The organism is Paraburkholderia xenovorans LB400 (assembly GCF_000013645.1).
Lineage (GTDB): Bacteria > Pseudomonadota > Gammaproteobacteria > Burkholderiales > Burkholderiaceae > Paraburkholderia > Paraburkholderia xenovorans.
Window position 1 is genome coordinate 36000 of record NC_007951.1, and the last position, 24718, is coordinate 60717.

Sequence of the window (24718 nt, forward strand, 5' to 3'; positions counted from 1 at the left end):
GGCAGTGACGGCCCTGCGCGATGGCTCTATTTTTGACCGCAGTATGATCGTCGCGCCGTCACGCATCAGCGCGCCGCAACACGGCGTGACAATAAATCGAAGGGAAAGGGACCTGCTATGAAATTGCTCAAGCCTCTATTGGCACTGGCCTGCGCATTTGCGTCGCTCGCGGCTGCATCTGCCGTGAGCGCCGCCGACACCTCGACGCTGCGTTTCGGCCTCGAAGCGCAGTATCCGCCGTTCGAATCGAAGGGGCCGAACGGGGAGTTGCAGGGTCTGGATATCGACGTCGGCAATGCGGTCTGCGCCGCTGCGCATATGACCTGCAAATGGGTCGAGACTTCGTTCGACGGGCTGATTCCCGCGCTGCAGGGCCGCAAGTTCGACGCGATCAATTCGGCGATGAATGCGACCGAACAACGCCGGCAGGCGATTGATTTCACCACCGTCGTGTACCGCGTGCCGACGCAGCTGATCGCAAAGCGCGACAGCGGTCTGCTGCCGACAACAGCCTCGCTGAAGGGCAAACGCGTGGGCGTGTTGCAGTCGTCGATTCAGGAAACCTTCGCCAAGGCGCATTGGGAATCGGCGGGCGTGACTGTCGTGCCGTATCAGGACCAGAACCAGGTTTATACGGATCTCGTGGCGGGCCGTCTCGACGCGACGCTCGTGCTGGCGCCGGCCGGACAGACAGGTTTTCTGTCGAAGCCGAACGGCGCCGGTTACGCCTTCGTCGGCGAGCCGGTGCGCGACGACAGGATTCTCGGTAGCGGCATTGCATACGGGATTCGCAAGGGCGATACGGCGTTGCGTGATCGCCTGAATGCGGCGATCGCAAAGGTGCAGGCCGATGGTACGGTGAAGACGCTGGCCACGAAATATCTCGGCAATATCGACGTGACGGCGAAGTGATCCGGGGCGCGTCTGGATGCGCCGCGTTGATCGTGTTGCGGATGATGGGCTGTTGTTCCTGAGTCGGCTGGCTGACGCAGTGCGTTTGCCGGCTACGGATACGTGGGCCTTACTGTGTATTGAAGGGAATTGCTACGGTCGGCCCGGAGCCTTGCGCTCCGGGCTTTTGCGTTCTAGCGACGCGTGATGCGGCACCACTGGTAAGGAAACACGCCTTGGCCGACATAGGCCCTGTAGGTGATACAGGAGCTGGCGTCGACGGTGAAACCATGCCGCTCCAATGCGGGCCGCGCCTGTTCGACCAGTTGCGCATTCTCGCTGACCACATCGCGCACATCATCATGCCGTAGGTCGAGCCGGCACATGCGCGTGTCTGCGGCGTTGGGCGTCCATTGCAGGCTCGCGTGCAGGTGCAGGCGATCGATCGCGGCCTGCATGGTATTGCAGCCTTTTACGTTATCCGTCAGGCCGATCGCGTTCGCGACTCGATCCATCTTCGCGACGTTGTCGACGCGCCAGTTATATCGGCCTTCGATGATTGCATACGTAGGACCGCCGCGAGAACGCACGATGTCCGCTATGTGCCGATCGAATCGCGGCGAGTAGGGAAAGCTGCCGTCGATTTGCGTGAATGCGACCGACACGGGAAAGAACTGCACGATCCAACCCCAGGGCGGATCACCACCGACGATAACCGCCGTCGTGTTCTGAGGGCTTTCCAGCACGGGCACGTCGGCACGGAAAGCAGCCCTCGCCCAGCGCTCGTGTCCCCACGTTTCGACACCACCGGCCACGACAACTACTGTCGTCACGCAGAGCAGCCAGGCGGCGGCTCGCCGCGCCGTCAGGTAAGGCAAGAGCCGATTGAGCAGCAGATACACGACGAGCGGCGTGAGCGTTTCGATCGGAACCACGTAACGGTAGATGCTGAACAGAATCATCCACAGGAAGTAACCCAGCGCCACGAAGGTCACGACGTATGCCGCCCGCGGATTCAGTCGCCGCACGCGAGGCCGGCTGCGCACCCACTCCGCAACGCGGGTAGCGGCGAGCGCCCAGAAAAGCACGTACACGACAGGCCAGATGATCTGGTGCAGACGCGCCTGTCCGACGCGCTTCGAATCGAACGCAAAGACGAGCGGCCAGAGAACGTATTCGCGCGCGCTTTTCGGCAGCCACGATTGATCCGCGACGCCGCCCGGCGGGGTGAGCGGATTGGGAAAGATCGAGCTGAACTGCGGAAAGAACGGGTTGCCGAACGTATGCCACATCACCGCCATCCAGTACCCGCCCGCAGCCAGCAGGCCGGCGAGCGCGCCCACGCCGAACAGGAAAGCCGCGCGCACCCGTGCGAGCGGTGTTGCCGGCAACAGCAATAACCCTGCGCAAAGGGCGACGGCAAACGGCGCATTGGTCAGCTTGAGGCCCATGCCAAGGCCGGCGACGAGGCCCGCGCCGCTCAGCGCCGCCGCGGTGGCCGTGGACCACGTCGGCAGCCTGTCCCATAGACGAAGAACCAGAAGCAGCGAGGCGAGCACGAACAGCGTGGTCGTGTCGTCGCCCATCGAATTACCCAAGCCGGACAGAAAATTCGCTGTCAGGATGCCCGCTGCGGCAAGCAGCAAAGGCGCGCGGTTGGCGTCTTCGGGCGCAAGCCCGGGCAGCGTTCTGCGGATGATCGACAGCAGCAGCACGAAATTGAGGCCGTGCAACGTGCCCATGATGAAGCCCACCAGCGGCGCCGGAAATGCCCGGTTCAACGCGTAGTGGAAGACGTCGAGCATCGGATTGAAGTAGGTCTGCATGCCGGCCGGTGCGAAGTCGGTATGCAGCTTGCCGTTCAGGAGCGCGAAGCCGTTGTACTGGTGATAGTTGAAGCCGTCCCAATTGCGGTCCTGGCCGAGAAAAAGCGACCACAGGCCGAACAGGATCGGTACCCACACGCGCGCGGCGACTGTGAGACGGGGGTCGTTGAGATCCCATGACAAGGTCCTCAGCCAGAGGGAGCGGCGGCGGCCAGGGCGGTCGAGCATGTTCATGTTTTTTGTCGGTGCCGGGAAATGCAAAGCTTTGTGCCGCACGGTGGGCGGCGAGCGCAGCCGACATGGTATCGGAAGGCGGGCGCATGAAGGCGGAACGCGGCCCGCGCAAACCGGCGCGACGTTCAGGCTCGCCTCTTCGCCATCGGGCGAGGTAATGGTCGCGCGGCTTCCCGAACAATACCCGGTGAAGAGGCTTTTGCTATTTACATATGCCTGTTCAATTGTCGAATGCCGGCCTGGGAGACTTCCGAAACACCAAAGGTAAATTCCCAAACAACTTGCAGTCAGCGCAATTTTTCAAATATTTTCATTTGATGAATTAATGTTTGTGACAGATATTTTCATTCCATGAAAATCAATGCCTTGTGATAGATATTAAGGATTGACAAATACAAATGGATCGTGCGCTAATGCGTCGAAATTTTCCGATTTGCCCATAAGGTTAGTTCTACTTTGTGTGTTTATGTATATCCCGGTTTCAACGCTATGGTCATTTATCCGAATCGCGAAGAGTCAGCGCAATGAATCGACATGTCACCATGGAACAAAGCGGCGGTGCGCCCAGCTCTCCGCGTCGTGCCGACAGCTATTTGCTGCCGACGCTATTTGATCGTCTGCGCGACGACGCACCGCATAGGCAGACCGAAGTGCCGGGCGAATATGCCGTCACGCGAACGCAGTTGCGCGACATCATCCAGCGCGATCTGGCCTATCTGTTGAACGCGACCAACCTGGGCGATCTGATCGACCCGCAGCGCTATCCACTGGTGGCGGCATCAACCGTGAATTTCGGCGTGCCGCCTCTTGCTGGCGCCTTCATGGCCTCGCGCAAGTGGGCCGATATCGAAAAAACGATCAAGGACGCGATCGGGCGATTCGAGCCGCGGCTGATACCCGAGTCGCTTCGGGTGGTTCCACGCAGTGATAGTGATCGTCAGGGCCGTCACAGCCAGGTGGCCTTCGACATTCACGGAATGGTGCGCATGGAGCCGTATCCACTCGAATTCATGGTGCAAAGCTCGCTCGATCTCGAGTCGAGCCGCTTGCATGTCGACCTGAAGCGTATCTGAACCAGCAACACTAACGGAGCTGAAGCGCTCGCATGGATCCGCGACTACTCGAATACTACAACCAGGAATTGATCTACCTGCGCGAGAGCGCGGGCGAGTTCGCTCAGGCGCACCCGAAGATCGCGCGGCGCCTGGGCCTTCAGGCGGGTGAGATGACCGACCCCTACGTCGAGCGTCTGATCGAGTCGTTCTGCTTTATGGCCGCGCGCATGCGACTCAAGATCGACGCTGAGTTTCCGCGCTTCACGCAACGCCTGCTCGAAGTCACTTACCCGAACTACGTTGCGCCCACGCCGTCGATGGCAGTGGCGCAGTTCTATCCGGCTCACACGAAAGGCGATCTGACCGGGGGCTTCCGTGTGCCGCGCGGCGGGAAGCTCAAGACAACCACGCCCCGTGGCGAGCATACGCCTTGCACGTTTCGTACAACGCAGGATGTCGTGCTATATCCGCTGGAAATCGTGAGTGCGCGGTTGACGGGCATTCCTCCCGACATTCCTGGAATCGAGCGCTATGTCCCCGCGCATTCGCAAGTGTGCGGTGCGCTGCGGCTACGCATTCGAACCACGAATCACGAAAAGATTGCCTCGCTCCGGAATCTGGATCGTCTGCCGGTCTATCTGGCGGGCGATGAGCAGGTTGCGTCGAACCTGTTCGAGCTCGTGCATACGGCGGGCATCGCGTCGATCGTCGGCGAGCCCAACGGGTTCAACGCGCCAGACCGTCCCTTTTCGGCAGTGACGTCGAAGGCCGTGGTGCACGAAGGCCTCGATCCCGATCAAGGCATGCTGCCGCTCATATGGTCCAAGTTTCACGGACACAATCTGCTGCATGAGTATTTCGCGTGCCCGAGCCGCTTCTACTTCTTCACGCTTACCGGTCTTCAGGATGGCCTGGGAAAAACCCGCGGCGCAGAAGCCGAGATCGTAGTGCTGCTCGACCGTGCGCCGGATCGGCTCGCGAGCCTCGTCGATGCGTCACGCTTCGCGCTCTTCTGCACGCCGGTCATCAACCTGTTCCCGCAAAGGCTGGAACGTATCGAACTGGCGGAGGCGAGCACGGAGTTTCATCTGGTGCCCAAACGCCAGGCGCCACTCGACTATGAAGTGTTCTCGGTTCAGGCGCTGCACGCCCAGGTGGGAAATAGCTCGGAAAAGTTCGAATTCCGGCCGCTGTATCAGACGCTGAACAACGACGAAGGCAACCACGGCCGATACTTCTCCGTACGCCGCGAGCGCCGTTTGCCTTCGGATACATCGCGCCGCTATGGCACGCGTACGCCCTATATCGGCACGGAGACGTTCGTCTCGCTCGTCGATCAACGGGAGGCACCTTATCACGAAGGAATTCGCTATCTGTCCGCGGATGCGTGGCTGACCAACCGGGACCTGCCTCTGCTTGTGCCGCGCAACGGCATCGACGATTTCATGCAGATGGAAAGCGGCGAACCGATTGCGAGCATCGGCCTGATTCGCCCGCCGAGCGCGCCGCGGCCACCTTATGCGGAAGGCGAGACCGCATGGCGGTTGATCCGGCTGTTGAACTTCAACTATTTGCCGCTTGAGGACGTCGATCATCGGCCGGGCGGCCAGGGTCTGCGCGACATGCTACGGCTCTTTCTGAGCAGCGAAGACACGGAGCACGAGCGTCAGGTCGAGAGCCTGCTGGGCGTGAAGACCCGTTCCGTGACACGCAAGCTTCCGGGCAATGGTCCGCTCGTGTTCGGACGCGGCATTGAATGCCAGTTGACCGTCGATGAGACGGGGTTCTCGGGAACGAGTCCCTACCTGCTGGGGCTGATTCTCGAACATTATCTGGCGCGGCACGTATCGATCAATTCGTTCACGCAGACCGAACTGCATTCGATGCAGCGCGGCCGCATCACGCGCTGGCCCGTGCGCATGGGTACGCGAGGAGTGGCGTAATGGGGCGTATGGCGTATACCCCGTTGCAGCGCGAGTCGGCACTCTCTGCGGAGATGATCGAAGGCCTGCGGACCGCGCCGCGTGGCGCTGCGTTGCCGGAACTGGTGGATTGGGTGCGCAGCTTCATCGGCCGGGAGTTCCAATGGGAACTGGAATTGCGCATCAAGGCGGAGAGTGCGCCACCTGCGGTGCTGGGTGGCGAGCAACAGTTGGGCTGGTCGGGATGGCTTGGCCGGTCGCCCGACGGCACACCAGTTACCGGCATGCGCTTCGAGCCCGAAGAGTATGTCGGGCGCGGCGCGCGCGAGTCAGTTGGGAATCTGTATCAATGACCACAACTTGCCCACTGCGTTCTGCTTCGGCGCGTGCAGACATGAACGCTACGCGGCAATAGAAGTTTGGCGCTATTTGCCGATCACCATCCGTTTTTCCGAGGTTTTGCGTCGTGCTGAAATCCTTGACCCGTACCGTAACCATGCGTGGTGCAGCACTGCCTGGCACACCGCTGGGCGAGCCCGCGTTGCTCTTGCGATCCATTCAGGGAGAAGAAGTCCTTTCCCAGATATATACGTACACCCTCAACTGCTGCACGCCGCTTGCCTCGGTCATGCCGGAGCATGCAGCGGCCAACATCGACCTGAAGTCGATGATCGGGAAAGAGCTGACTGTTACTATCGAACTGGAAGGAATGGGCGACTATGTGCCGGGCCTGGCCGGAATTGCAGGCGCGGCCAACATCGGCGCGGGCACGCGCGAGATCAGCGGGATTGTGACGAAAGCGCACTACGTTGGCCAATCGAATCAGCAGAGTCACTATCAGTTGATACTCGCACCGTGGATCTGGCTCGCTGACCAGCGTTCGGACTTCAGGATATTTCAGGGCAAGACGGTCGTGGAGATCATCGAGCAGGTGTTCGAGAACTATATGTACTCGTATCAGATGCGCCTGAGCGAGCAGTATCCCGTGCTGGACTATCAGGTTCAGTATGGAGAGACGGATTTCTATTTTGTTCAGCGCCTGATGGCCGAACACGGCATATATTGGTTCTTCGAGCACAGCGACGGTTTTCACCGGATGATTCTGGTCGATCAGCCCGGTGCGCACAAGCCGGTTGAAAGTGCCGCCTATCAGACACTGTGGTATTTTCCGCCGGGCCATAAGATCGATCGGGAATACGTCGATCGCTTTACTCTGGGTGGAAGCCTGCAATCCGGACGGTGGACCACGAACGACTTCGACTTCAAGAAGCCGAACGCGGTGCTGATCGAGCAAAACGAACTTCCGCAGAAAACCGCGCATAGTAATCTTGAGCGCTACGAGTGGCCCGGTGACTATACCAATCCATCACACGGCGAGCAGTTCGCGCGCTTGCGTATGGAAGAGGTACGCGCGCACGGAGAGCGCGCCAGAGGGTCCGGCAACGTGCGCGACATTGTGTGCGGCACGACCTTTCGGCTGGAAGGTTATCCGCATGAAGCGGCCAATCAGGAATACCTCGTGATTTCGTCGTCGATTGCTGCGTCGGAGGCAGATCAGACCACGGGTTCAAGCGAGTACACCTTCAAATCCTCGTTCCTGGTTCAGCCGGCAACGACCGTATTCCGGCCGTCGCGCAAGCCTTATCCGAAGCCGCGCACAAGCGGTCCGCAGACCGCCATCGTGACGGGTCCGCCGGACCAGGAGATCTGGACCGATCAGTACGGCAGAGTGAAGCTGAGTTTCCACTGGGATCGCTCAGGGGTGAAGGATCAGAGCTCGTCGTGCTGGATACGCGTGTCCTATCCGTGGGTGGGAACGAACTACGGCTCAATCAACATTCCGCGCATTGGCACAGAGGTGATCGTCGACTTCGAGAACGGCGATCCGGATCTTCCCATTGTCACGGGCAGGGTCTACAACGCGGCATCCATGCCGCCCTGGCCGTTGCCCGCCGGCGCCACCCAAAGCGGTACGCTGTCGCGCTCCACGAAGGGCGGCGGATATGACAACGCCAATGCGATTCGCTTCGAGGACATGAAGGGTAGTGAAGAACTCTGGCTGCACGCGGAGAAAGACCAGCGCATCGAAGTCGAACATGACGAGAGTCACTGGGTCGGAAACAACCGGCTGAAGACTATCGACGGCAACGAAACCGTGAAGGTCAACATGAACCGCACGGAAGCGGTTGCGCTGAACGAAACCATCGCCGTTGGCATGAACAGATCGGAGATTGTCGGCCTCAACGAAACGGTCGTTGTCGGAGTCAACCGGATGATCACGACCGGTATCGACCAGGCGGTACAGGTCGGCGTGAACTCGATGATGACTGTAGGAGCAATGCAAACAGAATCGATCGGCTCGAACTATCAACTCACGGTGGGTTCGAATTTCACGAGTCAGATCGGTAATTCGCTTTCGCAGAGCGCCGGACAGTCGATCTCCATGACCGCGGGAAAAATGGTCAGCGTGAACTCGGGCGGAACGGCCGGCTATAGCGCGAGCGATAAGCTGACGTTGCAGTGCGGTCAGGCGTCGATCTCGCTCGAGAGCAACGGAAACATCACGATCAGCGGCACTTCCATCGATGTTCAGGGTTCACAGCATGTTGGTATCAACGGTGCGATCGTGGACATCAATTGATCAAATGACCTGTCGGGAAGAGAAGGCGGTGTTTTTCATGTTCGCGGGAAACCGGGTTTTTAACGCTGGGTTTTTCCGGAAGCGTTCACACCGACCGGCGACCCTGAAAAGATTTACAGAGTAATCCTGAATGCAGTTTTTGAACTTGACGCCATTCGACACGTTGTGTTTCGGCGGGGTGGATCTCGAGGACGAACAATTCCGTGTCGTCGTGATGAAGGTCGGTTACGAGTTATTGCCGACAGATGTCCCAGGTCGCTTCGTCGCTCAAACCGTGAAAGAACCGGTGCCGCTTTGCATGCGAGACGAGTACTACGGAGCTGTCAACGAGAGTAGCGTTCGGGAGGAAAGCGATCTTGCGCACTACAAACCGCGTTGTGACGTGATCATCCGCGGCAGTACGCACGCGCCGGATGGCGTGGCTGCAACGCATTGGAACGCGCGAATCAAGGTCAGCTCGCCGCAATCCTCGTTGCAGACCGTATCGCAGGTCGCCGGATTGTCTGCGAAGCTCGATCTTAAACCCGCCCTGGACGCGCGATATGCAGAACGTTGGGCGATTCCAGTCGCGTTGCCCGAGCATTCGTTCGACCCGGGCACTTCGCGCCAGGTCCTACTCGACAAGACGTTGCAGGTCAGCGGGCCGCGTGAGTTTCAGCGCCATTTCGCAGGTTGGAGCGTGAGCACACCTCAAGCGGCGACACACGTCCCGCTGCGATGGGAGCATGCGTTCGGGGGCGGCAGTGTGGTTCGCAACCCCCGGCATGGCCAGGATCCTGATGAGGTGGAGTTCCTGCTGAACGAAGTCTGTTTCAGCAATCCACTCGGTTGCGGATGGATTGAAGACCGTTATGCCGACACGCTTCGAAAGGCAGGGCTGAAACAGCCGGAACGATTGCCGGCGCCACAGATTGAAGTGCCGGACGGACCAACCCGGCGGCCGGTGACGATCCTGCATCCAGATCAGTTCGATACCACCAATCCCGCTGAATTCATCCGGATTGCGCAAGGATACGGTGAGCTTCCGGCGGGGTTCGGCATAGTAGGACGATCCTGGGCGCCGCGGCTGCAATTGGCCGGCACTTACGATGAGAAATGGAAAGACGAGCGGTGGCCCTTACTCCCGGACGACTTCGATTTCGGTTACTGGAACTGTGCTCCACGGGACCAGCAGATCGAAGCACTTCCTGCGGACGCGCGCCTTGAATTATGGAATCTGGTGGATTCAGCTTTAACGCCGGATGGATATCTGCGCGTTGAATTGCCAGGTGACTGGCCACTGGTTTATATCCATCGCAACGATGGCATCTGCCTGCCGATGCCGATGACGACCGATACGCTACTGATCGACACAGACGCCATGACGCTGACGCTCACACATCGCTTCCCGTTCATTGAAGAATCCTTTATTGAACGGGTGGAGGCGCATATTCACCGGCCACTGGGCACGCCGCTCGCAACTGTTTGAGGGATCCTGTTCGCCTTCTGGCCGGGCGCCGGATAATTTTGGAATACTGACGAAGATGGCAACTAATCTCATTGCTCGCCGGGACGGCGGGTGGGTGGTAATCAGCAAGGTACCTGACGTTTGTCTGACTTTCATTGGCGCTATCCCCGTTCCCGTACCGTACCCGGTTTTTGCGTCGCTGCAGCCGGCACAGCAGACCACCACGAACGTGAATGTCAATGGAGATCCGATTGTGGTCTTCGATAGCAGCTTCGTTCCGATGACACAGGGAGGCGAGGCCGGCACGCAGGGCGGCATCATGAGCGGGACGACAGCGCAAAAGACGCGGCCGCTGCAGCACAGCAATACGGTGAAGTGTCAGGGCAAGTTCATTGTCCGTGCCGAGGATCTTTTCAGCATGAATGGGCCATAGAAAACGTGCGGTCAGTAGGCGAGGTTGCTAACGCATAACCACTGTTCGCGTGTGGCGCCGTCATGCTCACCGCGAGGAAATGGTCTTGGCAGAAATGGAAGGTTTATATGACAGCAAGTAGGGATGGGCGCTAATGCCAAGGGGAAAACTGACACCGACGCAGGTTCAGAATTTTTTGAACGGAGGCTCAGGAAATACGTTTGGCAATCCGACTCAGAAACAACTTCCACAGTCACAGAGGAGTATTAGTAACCCTGGAGGCAAGGGAGGCGTTAACTTAAAACCCACCGATCCGGACTGGAAAGAGCACTTCCACGAGATCATGGATATGTTCGGCAATATACCGGTCATAGGTAGCTTATTCAACGCGATCAATGCGGGCGTATACCTTGCCGAGGGCAACGTAGCGAGTGCAATGGAGAACCTTGGCTACGTGGTCATGGATCTCATTCCCGGCGCCGGCGAGCTTAAATCGGCGGGAAACATAGGTGAGGATATCGGGAAGCTGGCAGAGAAAACCGGTACCAGGCTCACCGAGGGGGAGGCGGAAAAAGCCGGGAAGCAGATCGCCGAGAAGCAGGCTGAGAAGCAGGCTGAGAAGCGGGCGGAAAAGCGGGCGGAAAAGCAGGCCGGCGAGCAGGCCGAGAAGGACGGAGGCAAGGCTGAGAAGGAAAAGCAGGAGGCGTGCAGGAACAACAAGGGCGTCGGCCATCCGGTCAATCCGATCACCGGCGTCAAGTTCCTGGACGGAGAGGAAGACCTGGACTTTGTGCTGCCTTGCGCCGTGCCTCTGCACTGGCAGCGCAGCTATTTTTCGAATCTGGTGGGCAACGGCTGGCTTGGACAAGGCTGGTCGCTGCCGTTCTCGTTGTGTCTGAAGCGGGTCGGCTACTCGGTATTGATGGTCGATGCGCAAGGACACGAAACCCGTCTGCCGATGCTCGCCCCGGGCGAGCGCAAACGCATGGACAGTACGGGCTTCGAAGTGCACCGCGAAACGTCCGCCCGTTATCGATTCACCTCGGCCGATTGCAGTACGCAGTATGTGTTTGCGTCGCTCACCGTCGGCGAGTATGACGGCGCCGGGCAGAATGACGGCACGCTCCCGCTCGTTGCCATCGGCGATCGTTACGGCAACCACCAGCGTCTGCTGTATGACGAGGCCGGCATGCCCGCGCTCATCCACGACGCTGGCGGCCGCGTGCTGCGGTTGCAATTCACCGCGCTGCCCGTGGACGAAGGTGGAACCGTGCAGCGGTTGCAGCGCGTGGTGCTGGGAAGTCAAGCACTGGTCTCGTATGAGTACTCGCCCGAGGGTGATCTGGTGCGCGTGCGTGATGCCGACGGACAGGCCACGCGCGAATACCGCTACAACAATCACATTCTGATCGAACATAGCCAGCCCGGTGCGCTGATCGCACGCTACGAATACGACCAGTACACGTTGGACGGCAAGGTGTTGCGGCTCGAGAACAACCTCGGACAGACCTGGCAGTTCCGCTATCTGCCCAGCCGGACGGAAGTGACCGATGCGCTCGGACAGACGCGGTGCTATCTGTTCAATGACCAGAAGATGATGGTGGGCCAGATCGATGCCGCCGGCAACGCGACGCGTATCGATGTCGATGGACAGGGCAATCCGCTGCGCGTCACCGACCCGGCCGGCGGCGTACGTCTTGCCACTTACGACGCACGCGGGAACATGACCTCGCTCACCGACGCAGCCGGCCGACGCACCGAGATCCAGTACCATCCGCAATGGCAGCGGCCCACGCTCATCGTCGATGCGATGGGCGCGGCAACGCGCGTTGCCTACGATGCAGCGGGCAACCTGATTCGCAGGACAAACGCGCTGGGGCACGTCACCGGGTACGCTTACGACGATGACGGACGCGTCATTCGCATCACCGATGCGCACGGCAAGCACCGGCACTTCGCGTACGACGTTCATGGCCGGCTCACGAGTCATATCGATTGCTCTGGACGGGCAACCCACTACGGTTGGGATGACTGGGGACATCTGGCGTTGGTGACTAACGCCGCAGGCGAAACGACGCGCTATTGGCGAAATCGCAGGGGACGCCTGCTTAGGACCCGTCACGCCGACGGCACCGGCGAGGAATTCACTTACGATATTCACGGTCGCCTGATTGCGCACACCGATGCGCACGGGGCCAGCACGCAATGGGAGCGGGCCGCCGATGGCCTGCCGGTGACGCGTATCGATGCGCTGGGGCACTGTCTGCGCTACGAGTATGATGCGGCGCGCCGCTTGCAAACGCTGACCAATGAAAACGGCGCGCCGTACCGCTTCACCTACGATACGGCCGGCCGTCTGGTCGAGCAACAGGGTTTCGACGGGCGTCTGATCCGTTACCGCTACGACGCGGCCGGATGGTTGACGGAGCAGATCGAACTGGGCGCGTACGAAGATCACGCGGCCGCCGACGGCAACCATCCCGATACCTTGCGTACCACGTATGAGCGGGACAAGGCCGGACGCATCACCGCGACAACGATAAGCCGCGCGGGCGACGAACGTACCGAGCGCATCACATGGCGGTATGACGCAGCCGGTCGGCTGATTGAGGCGAGCAACGATTGCTGCCGTCTTGAGCGCGGCTACGATGCGGTGGGCCGACTGAGCAGCGAAACCAGCCATGTCGCGGGCCGGTCGCTGACGGTGAGCTACGAGCATGACGCGTTGGGCAATCACATCAGAACGACGTTGCCGGACGGCCGCCACATCGACTACCTCTACTATGGTTCTGGGCATTTGCACCAGATCAGCATCGACGGCGAAGTGATCAGCGATATCGAACGCGATGCGCTGCATCGGGAAGTGAGCCGCACGCAGGGGGAACTCGTCAGTCACTATCAATATGACCTTCAGGGTCGGCACATTGGACAGCAAACAATGGGTCGCGCCGTGTCCGGGCATTCGGCGATCACGCTCATCTCACGCACGTATCGGTATGACGAGGTGGGTAATGTTCGCGAGATGACGGATCGGCAGTCCGGTGTGCATCGCTACCGGTACGATCCGCTCGGACAACTGATCGAATCAGAGCACGAGACTTTTGCCCTCGATCCCGCGCACAACATCCTGGATTCGAGGGATCTTTCGCCGGTCGTCGGCAATCGGGTTATGCAGTTTGGACAACACCGCTATGTCTACGATATGCATGGCAATGTTGTCGAAAAGATCAGCGGCGCGCACACGCGCATCCGTCTCGACTATTCGCCGGCTCATCGAATCGAACGTGCGCGGGTCGCCCGCAACGGCACCGAAGAGCGAGTGGAATATGGCTACGACGCACTAGGCCGACGCGTGTTCAGGAAGAACGCATCGGGCATCACGCTGTTCGTGTGGGAGGGCAATCGCCTGCTGAGTGAAGTGCGGGACGATCGCACGTTTGTCTACGTCTATGCACACAACAGTTTTGTGCCCGTCGCACAGATCGAGTCGCGTAATGCTCAGAACGGCCGGGCACGTGATGATCTGCCCATTCGTTACTACCACACCGATCAGATCGGCTTGCCTTACGAGTCGACGGACGACGCTGGACGGACGCAATGGCGCGCGCGCTACGCGGCATGGGGCAGGTTGCTGGGAGCGAATGGCGGTCATGAGCAGATGCATGAGTCCGGCAGGCAGGCTCACCAGCCGCTGCGGTTCCAGGGGCAATACTTCGACGAAGAAACCGGCCTGCACTATAACCGGCACCGATATTACGATCCGGACGCCGGGCGTTTCATGACGCAGGACCCGATCGGGCTGAGAGGGGGCATCAACCTGTATCGTTACGCACCCAACCCCGGGCGATGGATTGATCCGTTGGGGCTTGCGGTGGATCTTTCGCTAGTGGGCCCTCACTACGCATGCAACCTGAACAATTTTCCTAATACGTTCCAGGTGTTAGGTCATGGCTCGCCAGGGGGCAACATAGCGGACCTGTCTGGCGAAACCCTCACGCCGAGTGAATTGGGCGACTATATGAGAGAAGCGTCGAACTACAGGCAGGGGCAGCCTGTGACGCTTTATGCTTGCCACCTAGGCGCAGGCGGAAAAAACTCCTATGCCCAGCAACTGTCCAATTACCTTGGCGCGGACGTGAATGCGCCGACAGATGTATTGAAGACCATCGACCTTGGAGACGGAGACGTCATGGCCCTTGTCGCTAACGGCGGAGGATGGCAGAAATTTTCGCCGATTTGCTAGAGCCTGTTATGAACCCCCGGATGAATGAGATCAGATATTTCGGGGTGGTAAGGCGGGGGAAAGCGATGAAGTGAAGCCCGGCGAGGGCCTGAGTCAGGCGCTCGTCATGGCCTGAAAACGGCGGGCGATCTGTCACGGGCAAGCAAAACAAAAAGGCCGGTTAGCTTTTGCTAACCGGCCTTTCAAATACTTGGTGGGGCGTGAGTGACTCGAACACTCGACCTACGGATTAAGAGTCCGCTGCTCTACCAACTGAGCTAACGCCCCCAACAGAAGCGAAATTATGCAGAAATTTTTCCGGCTTGCCAAGTCCCCTTAGCAGATTTCTTAAAAATATTTGCGCCGACGGCCCAGAGGCATTCCTCGGTAGGCGCTCTGTCGTGAAAAAGGCGCTGCCTGTATCGTCCCGGTATCATGTCGCGGACACCTTGCCGCACGAAGCCTCGCGCGGCTTTCGACCGGGGATTGGTATGGATGACAAAGAGATTATCGAATTGCTCGACCGCATCCTCGCGCCGTGGGTTCGCGCGCTCACGCTGACGCCGGTCAAGGTCGATGAAGAAAGCGCCACGCTGCGCCTGCCGTTCTCGGGCGGCCTGCGCCATGCGGGCGGCGTGATCTGCGGCCAGGTCTTCATGGCAGCGGCCGATACGGCGATGATCGTCGCCATTTCGGCCGCGCTCGGCGGTTTCAAGCCGATGAGCACGGTCTCGCTCAACATCAATTTCATGCGCGCGGTGCGCAAGGGCGACGTACTGATCACCGCCCGAGTGCTGCGCATGGGCCGCAACCTGGTGTTCGGTGAAGTCGAACTGTTCGACGAATCCGGCAACATGGCCGTCCACGCCACCACGACCTACGCACTGCTCGACTAGAACGGGCCACAAGAGCCGCATAAGAGGAAAAATCAGGATGTTCGATCAGGTCGTATTCGCCGGCGGCGGCAATCGCTGCTGGTGGCAGGCGGGTTTCTGGGACGTGGTGCAGCCGGAGTTGCGGATCCGGCCGCGCGTCATCACCGGCATTTCGGCCGGCGCCGCCACCGCGTGCATGCTCTACACGCGCGATTCCGACTGGGTCATGCGCTATTACGAGGACGCGCTACGCCACAACACCCGCAACGCTTACTGGGGCAATCTGTTGCGGGGCGAATCGGTGTTTCCGCATTACCGCATCTATCGTCAGGCGCTGCTCGACATCTACGGCGAGAAGTTTTCGACGCTCGCCGACGCGCCGGAAATCCGCATCGGCGTGTCGCATCTGCCGCGCTGGCTCGGTGCGCGCAGCGCGGTGGCCGCTGGCCTGATCGCGTACAACATCGAAAAGTACGTGCGTAAGACGCTGCATCCCACGCTCGGTCAGACGCTCGGCTTTCATCCTGAATTCGTGCGCGCGCAGGACTGCGCAAGCGTCGAGGATCTGGCGGATCTGATCCTGCAATCGTCGAGTACGCCGCCCTTCACGCCGGTTCTCCGACGCAACGGCCGGCCGGTACTGGACGGCGGGATGGTCGACAACGTGCCGGTCGGCGCGCTCGACGCCGAGGCGCCGGGCTACGTGCTGGTGATGGTCACGCGCCTCTATCCTCGTCCGCAGATGTTCGTCGTGCCGCACGGCGTGCAGCAACGGCTCTATGTGCAGCCGTCGCGCAAGGTGCCGATTTCCAGCTGGGATTACACGAGTCCCTCGCAGATGGTTCACGCGTACAACCTCGGCCGCGCGGACGGCGAGACCTTCCTCGAACGCGTGCCCGATCTGCTGGAAGCCGGCGCCCACGAAGCGGCGCGCTGAATCGCGCACACGGCGCGGCGCGAAACCACACGGCGACGAGCGGCGCGCCCGCGGCAACGCGCTCGCCAAAGAAAGAGCCGGGCGCTTAGCGTCGGCGGCCACCCTGCAAGGCTTCAGGATTGGCCACGCTGGCCGGATCGCCGGCGTCGAAAGCCAGAATGTTATTGAACGCGGCGGTGAAATACTGCTCGTAGCTCTCCCGTTCCACATAGCCGATGTGCGGGGTACAGATCACGTTTTCCATACGCAGCAGGCTGTAGCCCTGCAGAATCGGCTCGCTTTCATAAACGTCGATGGCGACCATCCCCGGACGATTGTGCGACAGCGCATTCACCAGCGCGTTTTCGTCGAGCAGTTCGGCCCGGCTCGTGTTCACGAGCAGCGCGGTCGGCTTCATGCGCATCAGGTCTTCCTGTTTGACGATGCCGCGCGTGTCGTCGTGCAGGCGCAAGTGCAGCGACAGCACGTCGCTCTGCTCGAACAGCGCCTCGCGGCTTTCCGCCACGCCGTAACCGTCGGCGCGAGCGGCTTCGCGCGAATGCTCGCGGCCCCAGATCAGCACGTTCATGCCGAATGCCTTGCCGTATCCGGCAACCAGCCGGCCGATCTTGCCATAACCCCAGATTCCCAGCGTCTGACCGCGCAACACCTGGCCCAAACCAAAGTTCGGCGGCAACGCGGATGTCTTCAGACCGGACTGCTGCCAGGCGCCCTGCTTAAGGTTTGCTACGTATTGCGGAATCCGCCGCTGGGCCGCCATGATGAGAGCCCACGTCAACTCGGCGGGCGCGAACGGTGAACCGGTGCCTTCCAGTACCGCAATGCCGCGCTCGGTACAAGCCGCCAGATCGATGTGGCTCGAGACCTTGCCGGTCTGGCTGATCATGCGCAAACGCGGCAATTTGTCGAGCAGTTGCGAGCTGATGCGGGTACGTTCGCGAATCAGGACGAGAGCATCGACTTCGGCAAGACGGCTTGCCAGCTGGCCGAGACCGCGGACGGTGTTGTTGAAAACCTTGACCTCATGGTCGGCCAGCAATTGAAAGCAGTCGAGCTTGCGAACGGCGTCCTGGTAATCGTCGAGGATGGCAATCTTCATGGTATGTGTCTTGCGCCGCACCTCGGTGGTGCGGAACGGAGTGTTATGCTGACTGTCCCACCATGTGACCCAGGTCACATGCCGGTCTGGCTGAATGCCTTACCGTAGCAGCTACCGCACAGAATGAACGGCAGCGCACGGCAAGGCCGATTGACATCGTTTTTAACAGTTTGTTGCGTGTTGAGGCAAGCCGCTTTACAGACGGTTGCAGAAGCCCCGTCGGCTGGCGTCTCCGCTCAACAGGCTGCGTGGCCCGGAATGACCTGCACAATTGCGCGTCGGGTGGCAGGAACCCCGGCGTGAAGAATTGAACGCCTCTCGCATGCAGCGTCGCTGGGCTTGTACCGTTTTTTTATTGCTTTCAAAACGGAGACAAGTCGATGAACCATCCCTCATTCGAAGGGCAGCCCACTATCGAGGCGCCCGCGTGGGTCAAAAACCGAAAACTGGTCGACTGGGTGCAGCGCGTCGCCGCCATGACCAAGCCGGACAGAATCGTCTGGTGCGACGGCTCACAGGAGGAATACGACCGGCTTTGCGCGCAGATGGTCGAGGCGGGCACCCTCAAAAAACTCAACCCCGCGAAGCGTCCCAACTCCTATCTGGCATGGTCTGACCCGTCCGACGTGGCGCGCGTCGAAGATCGCACCTTCATCTGTTCGCAGCAGCGAGAGGACGCGGGCCCCACCAACAACTGGGTCGCCCCGGCCGAGATGCGCTCGACGCTCGGCGGCCTGTTCGAAGGCGCCATGCGCGGCCGCACCATGTATGTGGTGCCGTTTTCGATGGGGCCACTCGGTTCGCCGATTGCGCACATCGGCGTGGAACTGAGCGACAGCCCGTACGTGGTCACCAACATGCGCATCATGACGCGCATGGGCCGCAAGGTGTACGACGTGCTGGGCGAAGACGGCGAGTTCGTGCCGTGCGTCCACTCCGTGGGCGCACCGCTCGCGGCGGGCGAAAAAGACGTGCCGTGGCCGTGCAACGCAACCAAATACATCGTCCACTTTCCGGAATCGCGCGAAATCTGGAGCTATGGCTCGGGCTACGGCGGCAATGCGCTACTCGGCAAGAAGTGTTTCGCGCTGCGCATCGCCTCGACTATGGGCCGCGACGAAGGCTGGCTGGCCGAGCACATGCTGATTCTCGGCGTGACCTCGCCGGAAGGCCGCAAGCATCATGTGGCGGCGGCGTTTCCGTCGGCGTGCGGCAAGACCAACTTTGCGATGCTGATTCCGCCGGAAGGCCTGAACGGCTGGAAAATCTCCACGATCGGCGACGATATCGCGTGGATCAAACCGGGCAAGGACGGCCGCCTGTATGCGATCAATCCGGAAGCCGGCTACTTCGGCGTGGCGCCGGGCACGAGCGAAAAGACCAACTTCAACGCAATGGCCACGTTGAAGGAAAACGTGATCTTCACGAACGTCGCGCTGACCGACGACGGCGACGTCTGGTGGGAAGGCATGACCGACGAACCGCCGGCGCACCTGATCGACTGGCAGGGCAAGGACTGGACGCCGGCCGGCGCGAAGCAAAGCGGCCGCAAGGCGGCGCACCCGAACGCGCGCTTTACGGCGCCGGCCTCGCAATGCCCGTCTATCGACGCCGACTGGGAAAACCCGGCGGGCGTCGCGATCGACGCGTTCATCTTCGGCGGACGCCGTTCCACCACCGTGCCGCTCGTCACCGAAGCGCGCAACTGGGTGGAAGGCGTCTACATGGCGGCGACTATGGGCTCGGAGACCACCGCCGCCGCCGCCGGCCAGCAGGGCGTGGTGCGCCGCGACCCGTTCGCGATGCTGCCGTTCTGCGGCTACAACATGAGCGACTACTTCGGTCACTGGCTGAAAACGGGCGAGCGTCTGGAGCAACTCGGCGCGAAGCTGCCGAAAATCTTCTGCGTCAACTGGTTTCGCAAGGGCGCGGACGGCAAGTTCGTCTGGCCGGGCTTCGGCGAGAACATGCGGGTGCTGAGCTGGATGGTCGGCCGGGTCGAAGGCTCTGCTCAAGGTGCGGAACATGCATTCGGCGTGTCGCCTCACTATGAGGACATCGACTGGAGCGGGCTGAATTTCAGCCGCGAGCAGTTTGAGCAGGTGATTTCCGTGGATGACGCCGCCTGGCGCGACGAACTCGCCCTGCACGCCGAGCTGTTTGACACATTGCAACACGGCTTGCCGCCGGCGCTAACCCAGGCCAAACGCACACTCGAAGGAAAACTCGCCGCCTGATCAGGTGAGTATTCACTTCGCATGAAGAACCGCCTTCGGGCGGTTTTCTTTTGGTGCCGACAGCTTGGCGATTTTTTCTGATTCCGCAACGCCAACGCGACCCTCGCGTCTGTTCGAGCAGGAAAGGTGACCGAAGCTGCATTGCAGCAGATTGTTGCCTTTCGCGGAACAATTTATGGTCGTGCCCCATGTTAAGGCACACAGTCGCACAAATATTGACAATATTTCCGCTTTGGCGGGCAACTTACACACGATTTCGCGAGTCGTAGGAGAATTCCAAGTTCGCTTCACTGGTTTTCACCAATTGTCAGGAAGCAGTAACACGGCAGGAGTTGTCCTATGGATCATTTGCAGTCGATGCGAGTTTTCGTCAAAGTGGCGGATCTCGGCAGTTTTGCCCGCGCTGCGAGCGCGATGGATATTTCCAACGCAGTGGCCACCCGTCACGTTGCTGACCTCGAAGGCCGTCTTGGTACGCGGCTGCTCAATCGCACCACTCGCAGCTTGTCTCTGACCGAATCCGGCCAGGTCTATCTCGAGCGCGCGCGCCAGATTCTCGACGAACTGGAAGACGTCGAGCAGATGGTGGTCGCGCGCAATCACGAACCGGTCGGCACGTTGCGAATCGTTGCGCCGGTCGTATTCGGCTTGCACAATCTCGCGCCCGTGCTTCAGACGTACGCGGAGCGTTACCCGAAAGTCATTCCCGACGTCACGCTGGTTGACCGTCAGGTCGATCTGGTCGAAGAAGGCTTCGACGTGGGCGTGGTGATCGCGCGGCAAATGCGCAGCGCAAGCATCGTCACACGGCGTCTCACCACGGGTTGCATGACGGTATGCGCCACGCCGGCATATCTGGAAAAGCACGGCATGCCCACGCGTCCGGAGCATCTGCTCGAGCATCCGTGCCTGAGCCTGCCTTCCGAATATTGGGGCGACGAGCGTGTGTTCACCGGCCCGGAAGGCGAGGTGCGCGTGCGTCCGTCGAACGTGATCGTCGCGAACAACACGGAAATGCTGCGTCAGTTCGCGCTGCTCGGCATGGGCATTGCGATCCTGCCGAGCTATCTGATCGGCCGCGACATGACGCGCGGCAGGCTCGTGCGCCTGCTCGGCGACTACCGGTTGCCGCAGGTCGAGATCAACATCGCGTATCCGAGCCGGCGCCATTTGCCGGCAAAGGTGCGCACGTTCATCGACCATCTGGTCGAGCATTTCAGCCAGACACCGAACAGCCTGCTCGGCGAACAGTGGATCAAGGAGGACGGCCTTGGCCGGTCCGCCGTGACGACGGCGCCCGATTCCGCTGATCCCATGCCGCCGGAAGCGTTCGACGGCGCTGAGCCGCTCTCACGCCTGCTGGACAGCGAGTTATCGCCACTGCCGAAGACACTGGCAAAAACAACGCCTCGCACTCGGTCCACAGTCTTGTCGCCGCTGTAAGTGTTGGAATTGGTGTTGGATCGATAAAGCCGGTATCGCTTGCAAAGGGCGCTTTCCGGCGGACAAACGAAAAAAGGCGCGGTCATTTGTGTGACCGCGCCTTTTTTCGTGGCAAGCCTCAAACCAGGCGGCGGGAAAGCGAATCTCCTTTCCGCCGCCGGTTCGATTACGAGCCGGTTTTACGCGCCGCTGTTTTCCTGGCGGGCGCTTTCCTGGCTGCCGCCGTTTTGGTTGCGGGCGCTTTTTTCGCCGCAGCCTTCTTTGCTGCCGGCGCTGCCTTCACGGCCACCGGCGCTCCGCCGTCCTCGGACTCCGAATCCGCCGCTTCCGCCGCTGCCTTGGCCGCCGCGGTCTTCGCGACAGTCTTCGCCGACGGCTCCTTCTTCTCGAACTCGAAGCCGATCTTGCCGTCGTTCTGCTTGACGAGGAATGCCTTGAAATTCCGGCCGGTTCGCGACGACTTGAAGTTCGTCAGCAGGTCCGTGCGGCCTTCTTCGAGCAGCTTGGCCATCTGCTCGCGGGCGATTTCCTGCTGCAGGATCACCTTGCCGGAGCGGAAGTCGCAAGTCTTCGGATTGGCGACCGAGTTCTCGCAGACGTAGCTCATGCCGTGCTCGAACACCCGGCCCTTGCACTTCGGGCACGCGCCGACCGGCTGCTGATCGGAGAAGTCGGGCGGTTCGCCGTCTTCGCCGCCGGCATCCTGGCCGAAGTCGAATTCGAGCTTGTAGTTCTTGATCTCGTCGTCGAACGAGAGCTTCAGGATCGCCGAGAACGGCCGGCCCATCTTGCTGCGGAAACCCGACAGCGGCCCGATCGTCTTGTTCTGCAGCAACTCTTCGACTTCCGGAATCTCGAACTGGCGTCCGCCCGGAATCTTCGAAATCGAGAACTCGCACTTCGAGCAGGCAAAGCGCCGGTAGTTCTCCTTCACCTGACCGCCGCAATTCGGACACGGCGTTTCCAGCGTTGCGTAGTCGCCCGGGATCGTGTCGGAGTCGTACTCTTTCGCGCGCTTCACGATGGTCTGCGTCATGCGGGCGATTTCCTGCATGAACGCGTCGCGCGGCAGGTTGCCGCGTTCCATTTGCGAGAGCTTGTATTCCCACTCGCCGGTCAATTCCGGCGCCGTCAGTTCCTTCACGCCGAGACCGCGCAACAGCGTCATGAGCTGGAAAGCCTTGGCGGTCGGAATCAGATCGCGGCCTTCGCGAATCAGATACTTTTCACCCAGCAAACCTTCGATGATCGCCGCGCGCGTGGCCGGCGTGCCGAGCCCTTTGGCGGCCATCGCTTCACGCAACTCGTCGTCTTCGACGAGTTTGCCTGCGCCTTCCATAGCCGACAGCAAGGTGGCTTCGTTGTAGCGTGCGGGCGGTTTCGTCACCAGTTGCTGGGCGGCGATCCTGTCCGTCTTGACCTTCTCGTCCTTCTGCACCGGCACGAGGTTCGCGTCTTCGCCGCTGATCTCGCGGCCGTAGACCTGCAACCAGCCCGGCTCGACCAGCACCTTGCCTTCGGTCTTGAAGTGATGGCCGACCACTTCCGTGATCCGCGTCGTCACCTTGAATTCGGCGGCGGGGAAGAACACCGACAGGAATCGCTTCACGACGAGGTCGTAGAGCTTCTGTTCCGGCTCGGACAGGTTCTTCGGCGCTTGCAGTGTCGGGATGATGGCGAAGTGGTCGCTGATCTTCGAGTTGTCGAAGATGCGCTTGTTCGGCTTCACCCAGCCCTTGTCGAGCACCTGCTTCGCGAACGGCAGATAGTTGTTGCTCTCCTTGAGCATGCCGAGCGTCTCTTTGACCGTATCCATATAGTCTTCCGGCAGCGCGCGCGCGTCGGTACGGGGATAGGTCAGCACCTTGTGCTTTTCGTACAGCGCCTGGGCGAGGCCCAGGGTGTTCTTCGCCGAGAAGCCGAAGCGGCCGTTGGCCTCCCGCTGCAAGCTGGTCAGGTCGAAGAGCGCCGGCGACAGTTGCGTGGACGGCTTCGATTCCTCAGTCACCGTGCCGATCTGGCCACGGCACGCGGCGACGATCGTCTCGGCCGCGGGTAGCGACCACAGGCGCGAATCACGTTTTTCCGGATCGAACTCGTCGCGCTTGAATTTCGGATCGAACCAGCGGCCCTCGTAGAAGCCGGCCGAGCAGACGAACTCCGCCTTGACTTCCCAATAGTCGCGCGGCACGAAGCGGCGAATCTTCTCTTCGCGCTCGACCACGATCGACAGCGTTGGCGTTTGCACCCGCCCGACGGTGGTCAGGAAGAAGCCGCCGCCCTTGCTGTTGAACGCGGTCATGGCCCGCGTGCCGTTGATGCCGACCAGCCAGTCCGCCTCCGAGCGGCAGCGTGCGGCATCGGCGAGCGGTTGCATCTCTTCGTCGCTGCGCAGACGGGCGAAGCCGTCGCGGATCGCGCCCGCCGTCATGGATTGCAGCCACAGGCGCTGCACCGGCTGCCTCGCTTTCGCGTGCTGCGCGATCAGGCGGAATATCAGCTCGCCCTCGCGCCCCGCGTCGCATGCGTTGATCAGACGGTCGACGTCCTTGCGCTTGAGCAGCTTGGTCAGCACCTTCAGGCGCGACTCGCTCTTGGCGATCGGGTTGAGATCGAAGTGCGGCGGGATGACGGGCAGATTGGCGAAACTCCACTTGCCGCGCTTGACTTCGTAGTCTTCGGGCGCGGCAATTTCCAGCAGGTGGCCGACTGCCGAGGAAAGGACGTACTCGTCGCTTTCGTAGTATTCGTCATGCTTGGTAAAGCCGCCCAAAGCGCGCGCGATGTCGTTCGCGACGGAAGGCTTTTCGGCGATGATCAGTGCTTTGGACATGACTCGATGTGAGGTTGGTAGATCAGGGTTGATGGCCGTGAGTGCGCTTTTAATCAGCGCGACCCTCGTTTGCGACCTTTGCGACCCATTAACGACCGCTTTATAGCACACGCCGCGAAACCGGCGTGTCAAGTGCCATAAAGCGCGCCATGATAATTGCGTGCTCAGGCATCGGGCAAGCGGCGGCGAACGCCTTGTGCGCCGTCCGCAACGCCCGGGCCGCCCGGCTCGCAGGCCGGCGGCGCAATCACGCCGTGGCTAGCGCGGGCCGCAGTTTGGGCGCGCCGCTGACGCCGGGCAGGGCCGTCAGATCAGACAACATCCGTTCCACAATCGCCGCATGCGGCAGCACGGTGCCAAAAAACCGCGTCGTAACCGAATCTTCGATCAGTATGGTCGGAAAATTCTCCACATCCAGATCGTCGAATCGGTCCGCATGAGTTTCAATGTCGATCCATGCGAAACAGATTTCCGGGTGCCGGTCGGCCAGTTTGTCGAACGCGTCCCGGTACTCACGGCAGGTTCCGCACCATTGCGCGCACAGGCAGGCAACGAATAGCGTCTCGGCTTCGTTGACGCGCTCGGCGATCCGGTCTTGGTCGGTGTCGAGATTCAGCGCGGGCATGGTGGTTCCTTGCGTACTT

General features: G+C 60.7%; 15 protein-coding genes, 1 tRNA gene and 1 pseudogene. 12 read left to right on the forward strand and 5 right to left on the reverse strand.

The window, feature by feature from the left end:
- The first annotated feature begins 117 nt into the window (after positions 1–117).
- Positions 118–912 carry an ABC transporter substrate-binding protein gene (locus BXE_RS00140; protein WP_011486425.1) on the forward strand — a complete coding sequence of 265 codons (795 nt, stop codon included), beginning with the start codon at positions 118–120 and terminating at the stop codon, positions 910–912.
- A 173-nt stretch (positions 913–1085) separates the two neighbouring features.
- Here the strand turns inward: BXE_RS00140 and BXE_RS00145 are convergent, their stop codons facing one another.
- Positions 1086–2951: a glycosyltransferase 87 family protein gene (locus BXE_RS00145; protein ID WP_011486426.1), complete on the reverse strand. Its 1866-nt coding sequence runs from the start codon at positions 2949–2951 to the stop codon at positions 1086–1088.
- Positions 2952–3475: 524 nt separating this feature from the next.
- Between BXE_RS00145 and tssE the strand changes: the two genes are divergently transcribed.
- The 7 genes and pseudogenes from tssE to BXE_RS00180 all read left to right on the forward strand — a co-directional run bounded on the left by tssE (position 3476) and on the right by BXE_RS00180 (position 14671).
- Positions 3476–4024 carry a type VI secretion system baseplate subunit TssE gene (gene tssE, locus BXE_RS00150; protein WP_049782063.1) on the forward strand — a complete coding sequence of 183 codons (549 nt, stop codon included), beginning with the start codon at positions 3476–3478 and terminating at the stop codon, positions 4022–4024.
- Positions 4025–4056: 32 nt separating this feature from the next.
- Positions 4057–5949, forward strand: coding sequence for a type VI secretion system baseplate subunit TssF (tssF, locus tag BXE_RS00155; protein ID WP_011486428.1), 1893 nt, complete (start codon positions 4057–4059; stop codon positions 5947–5949).
- Between the two features lie 65 nt (positions 5950–6014).
- A pseudogene (locus tag BXE_RS00160) lies at positions 6015–6281 on the forward strand (type VI secretion system baseplate subunit TssG); the annotation flags it as partial.
- A gap of 143 nt (positions 6282–6424) precedes the next feature.
- Positions 6425–8569 carry a type VI secretion system Vgr family protein gene (locus BXE_RS00165; RefSeq protein ID WP_081435468.1) on the forward strand — a complete coding sequence of 715 codons (2145 nt, stop codon included), beginning with the start codon at positions 6425–6427 and terminating at the stop codon, positions 8567–8569.
- 130 nt (positions 8570–8699) lie between these two features.
- Entirely contained in the window at positions 8700–10037 is a 1338-nt protein-coding gene (locus tag BXE_RS00170; RefSeq protein WP_011486430.1) for a DUF2169 family type VI secretion system accessory protein, read from the forward strand.
- 55 nt (positions 10038–10092) lie between these two features.
- Positions 10093–10449 carry a DUF4150 domain-containing protein gene (locus tag BXE_RS00175; RefSeq protein WP_011486431.1) on the forward strand — a complete coding sequence of 119 codons (357 nt, stop codon included), beginning with the start codon at positions 10093–10095 and terminating at the stop codon, positions 10447–10449.
- Positions 10450–10777: 328 nt separating this feature from the next.
- Positions 10778–14671 carry an RHS repeat-associated core domain-containing protein gene (locus tag BXE_RS00180; RefSeq protein ID WP_148222887.1) on the forward strand — a complete coding sequence of 1298 codons (3894 nt, stop codon included), beginning with the start codon at positions 10778–10780 and terminating at the stop codon, positions 14669–14671.
- A 191-nt stretch (positions 14672–14862) separates the two neighbouring features.
- On the opposite strand, the gene BXE_RS00185 is transcribed toward BXE_RS00180, so the two are convergent.
- Positions 14863–14938 (reverse strand) — tRNA-Lys (locus BXE_RS00185).
- Positions 14939–15141: 203 nt separating this feature from the next.
- Between BXE_RS00185 and BXE_RS00190 the strand changes: the two genes are divergently transcribed.
- Both BXE_RS00190 and BXE_RS00195 read left to right on the forward strand, forming a co-directional pair.
- A complete protein-coding gene (locus tag BXE_RS00190) occupies positions 15142–15546 on the forward strand; it encodes a PaaI family thioesterase (RefSeq protein ID WP_011486433.1) in 405 nt (134 codons plus the stop codon).
- Positions 15547–15583: 37 nt separating this feature from the next.
- On the forward strand, positions 15584–16462 hold the full coding sequence (locus BXE_RS00195; RefSeq protein WP_011486434.1) for a patatin-like phospholipase family protein: 879 nt from the start codon (positions 15584–15586) through the stop codon (positions 16460–16462).
- 85 nt (positions 16463–16547) lie between these two features.
- On the opposite strand, the gene BXE_RS00200 is transcribed toward BXE_RS00195, so the two are convergent.
- On the reverse strand, positions 16548–17561 hold the full coding sequence (locus BXE_RS00200; RefSeq protein ID WP_038457115.1) for a D-2-hydroxyacid dehydrogenase family protein: 1014 nt from the start codon (positions 17559–17561) through the stop codon (positions 16548–16550).
- Positions 17562–17941: 380 nt separating this feature from the next.
- On the opposite strand from BXE_RS00200, the gene BXE_RS00205 reads away from it, so the two are divergent.
- Positions 17942–19798, forward strand: coding sequence for a phosphoenolpyruvate carboxykinase (GTP) (locus BXE_RS00205; RefSeq protein WP_011486436.1), 1857 nt, complete (start codon positions 17942–17944; stop codon positions 19796–19798).
- Positions 19799–20137: 339 nt separating this feature from the next.
- Positions 20138–21241 carry a LysR family transcriptional regulator gene (locus tag BXE_RS00210; protein WP_011486438.1) on the forward strand — a complete coding sequence of 368 codons (1104 nt, stop codon included), beginning with the start codon at positions 20138–20140 and terminating at the stop codon, positions 21239–21241.
- Positions 21242–21407: 166 nt separating this feature from the next.
- On the opposite strand, the gene BXE_RS00215 is transcribed toward BXE_RS00210, so the two are convergent.
- Both BXE_RS00215 and BXE_RS00220 read right to left on the reverse strand, forming a co-directional pair.
- On the reverse strand, positions 21408–24074 hold the full coding sequence (locus tag BXE_RS00215) for a DNA topoisomerase III (protein WP_011486439.1): 2667 nt from the start codon (positions 24072–24074) through the stop codon (positions 21408–21410).
- 247 nt (positions 24075–24321) lie between these two features.
- Positions 24322–24699 carry a thioredoxin family protein gene (locus BXE_RS00220; RefSeq protein WP_011486440.1) on the reverse strand — a complete coding sequence of 126 codons (378 nt, stop codon included), beginning with the start codon at positions 24697–24699 and terminating at the stop codon, positions 24322–24324.
- Positions 24700–24718: the final 19 nt, after the last annotated feature.

Excerpts from the sequence above, each read along its gene's own strand:
- BXE_RS00140 (WP_011486425.1), top strand. The coding sequence starts at position 118 with ATGAAATTGCTCAAGCCTCTATTGGCACTGGCCTGCGCATTTGCGTCG.
- BXE_RS00145 (WP_011486426.1), bottom strand. The coding sequence starts at position 2,951 with ATGAACATGCTCGACCGCCCTGGCCGCCGCCGCTCCCTCTGGCTGAGG.
- tssE (WP_049782063.1), top strand. The coding sequence starts at position 3,476 with ATGAATCGACATGTCACCATGGAACAAAGCGGCGGTGCGCCCAGCTCT.
- tssF (WP_011486428.1), top strand. The coding sequence starts at position 4,057 with ATGGATCCGCGACTACTCGAATACTACAACCAGGAATTGATCTACCTG.
- BXE_RS00165 (WP_081435468.1), top strand. The coding sequence starts at position 6,425 with ATGCGTGGTGCAGCACTGCCTGGCACACCGCTGGGCGAGCCCGCGTTG.
- BXE_RS00170 (WP_011486430.1), top strand. The coding sequence starts at position 8,700 with ATGCAGTTTTTGAACTTGACGCCATTCGACACGTTGTGTTTCGGCGGG.
- BXE_RS00175 (WP_011486431.1), top strand. The coding sequence starts at position 10,093 with ATGGCAACTAATCTCATTGCTCGCCGGGACGGCGGGTGGGTGGTAATC.
- BXE_RS00180 (WP_148222887.1), top strand. The coding sequence starts at position 10,778 with ATGTTCGGCAATATACCGGTCATAGGTAGCTTATTCAACGCGATCAAT.
- BXE_RS00190 (WP_011486433.1), top strand. The coding sequence starts at position 15,142 with ATGGATGACAAAGAGATTATCGAATTGCTCGACCGCATCCTCGCGCCG.
- BXE_RS00195 (WP_011486434.1), top strand. The coding sequence starts at position 15,584 with ATGTTCGATCAGGTCGTATTCGCCGGCGGCGGCAATCGCTGCTGGTGG.
- BXE_RS00200 (WP_038457115.1), bottom strand. The coding sequence starts at position 17,561 with ATGAAGATTGCCATCCTCGACGATTACCAGGACGCCGTTCGCAAGCTC.
- BXE_RS00205 (WP_011486436.1), top strand. The coding sequence starts at position 17,942 with ATGAACCATCCCTCATTCGAAGGGCAGCCCACTATCGAGGCGCCCGCG.
- BXE_RS00210 (WP_011486438.1), top strand. The coding sequence starts at position 20,138 with ATGGATCATTTGCAGTCGATGCGAGTTTTCGTCAAAGTGGCGGATCTC.
- BXE_RS00215 (WP_011486439.1), bottom strand. The coding sequence starts at position 24,074 with ATGTCCAAAGCACTGATCATCGCCGAAAAGCCTTCCGTCGCGAACGAC.
- BXE_RS00220 (WP_011486440.1), bottom strand. The coding sequence starts at position 24,699 with ATGCCCGCGCTGAATCTCGACACCGACCAAGACCGGATCGCCGAGCGC.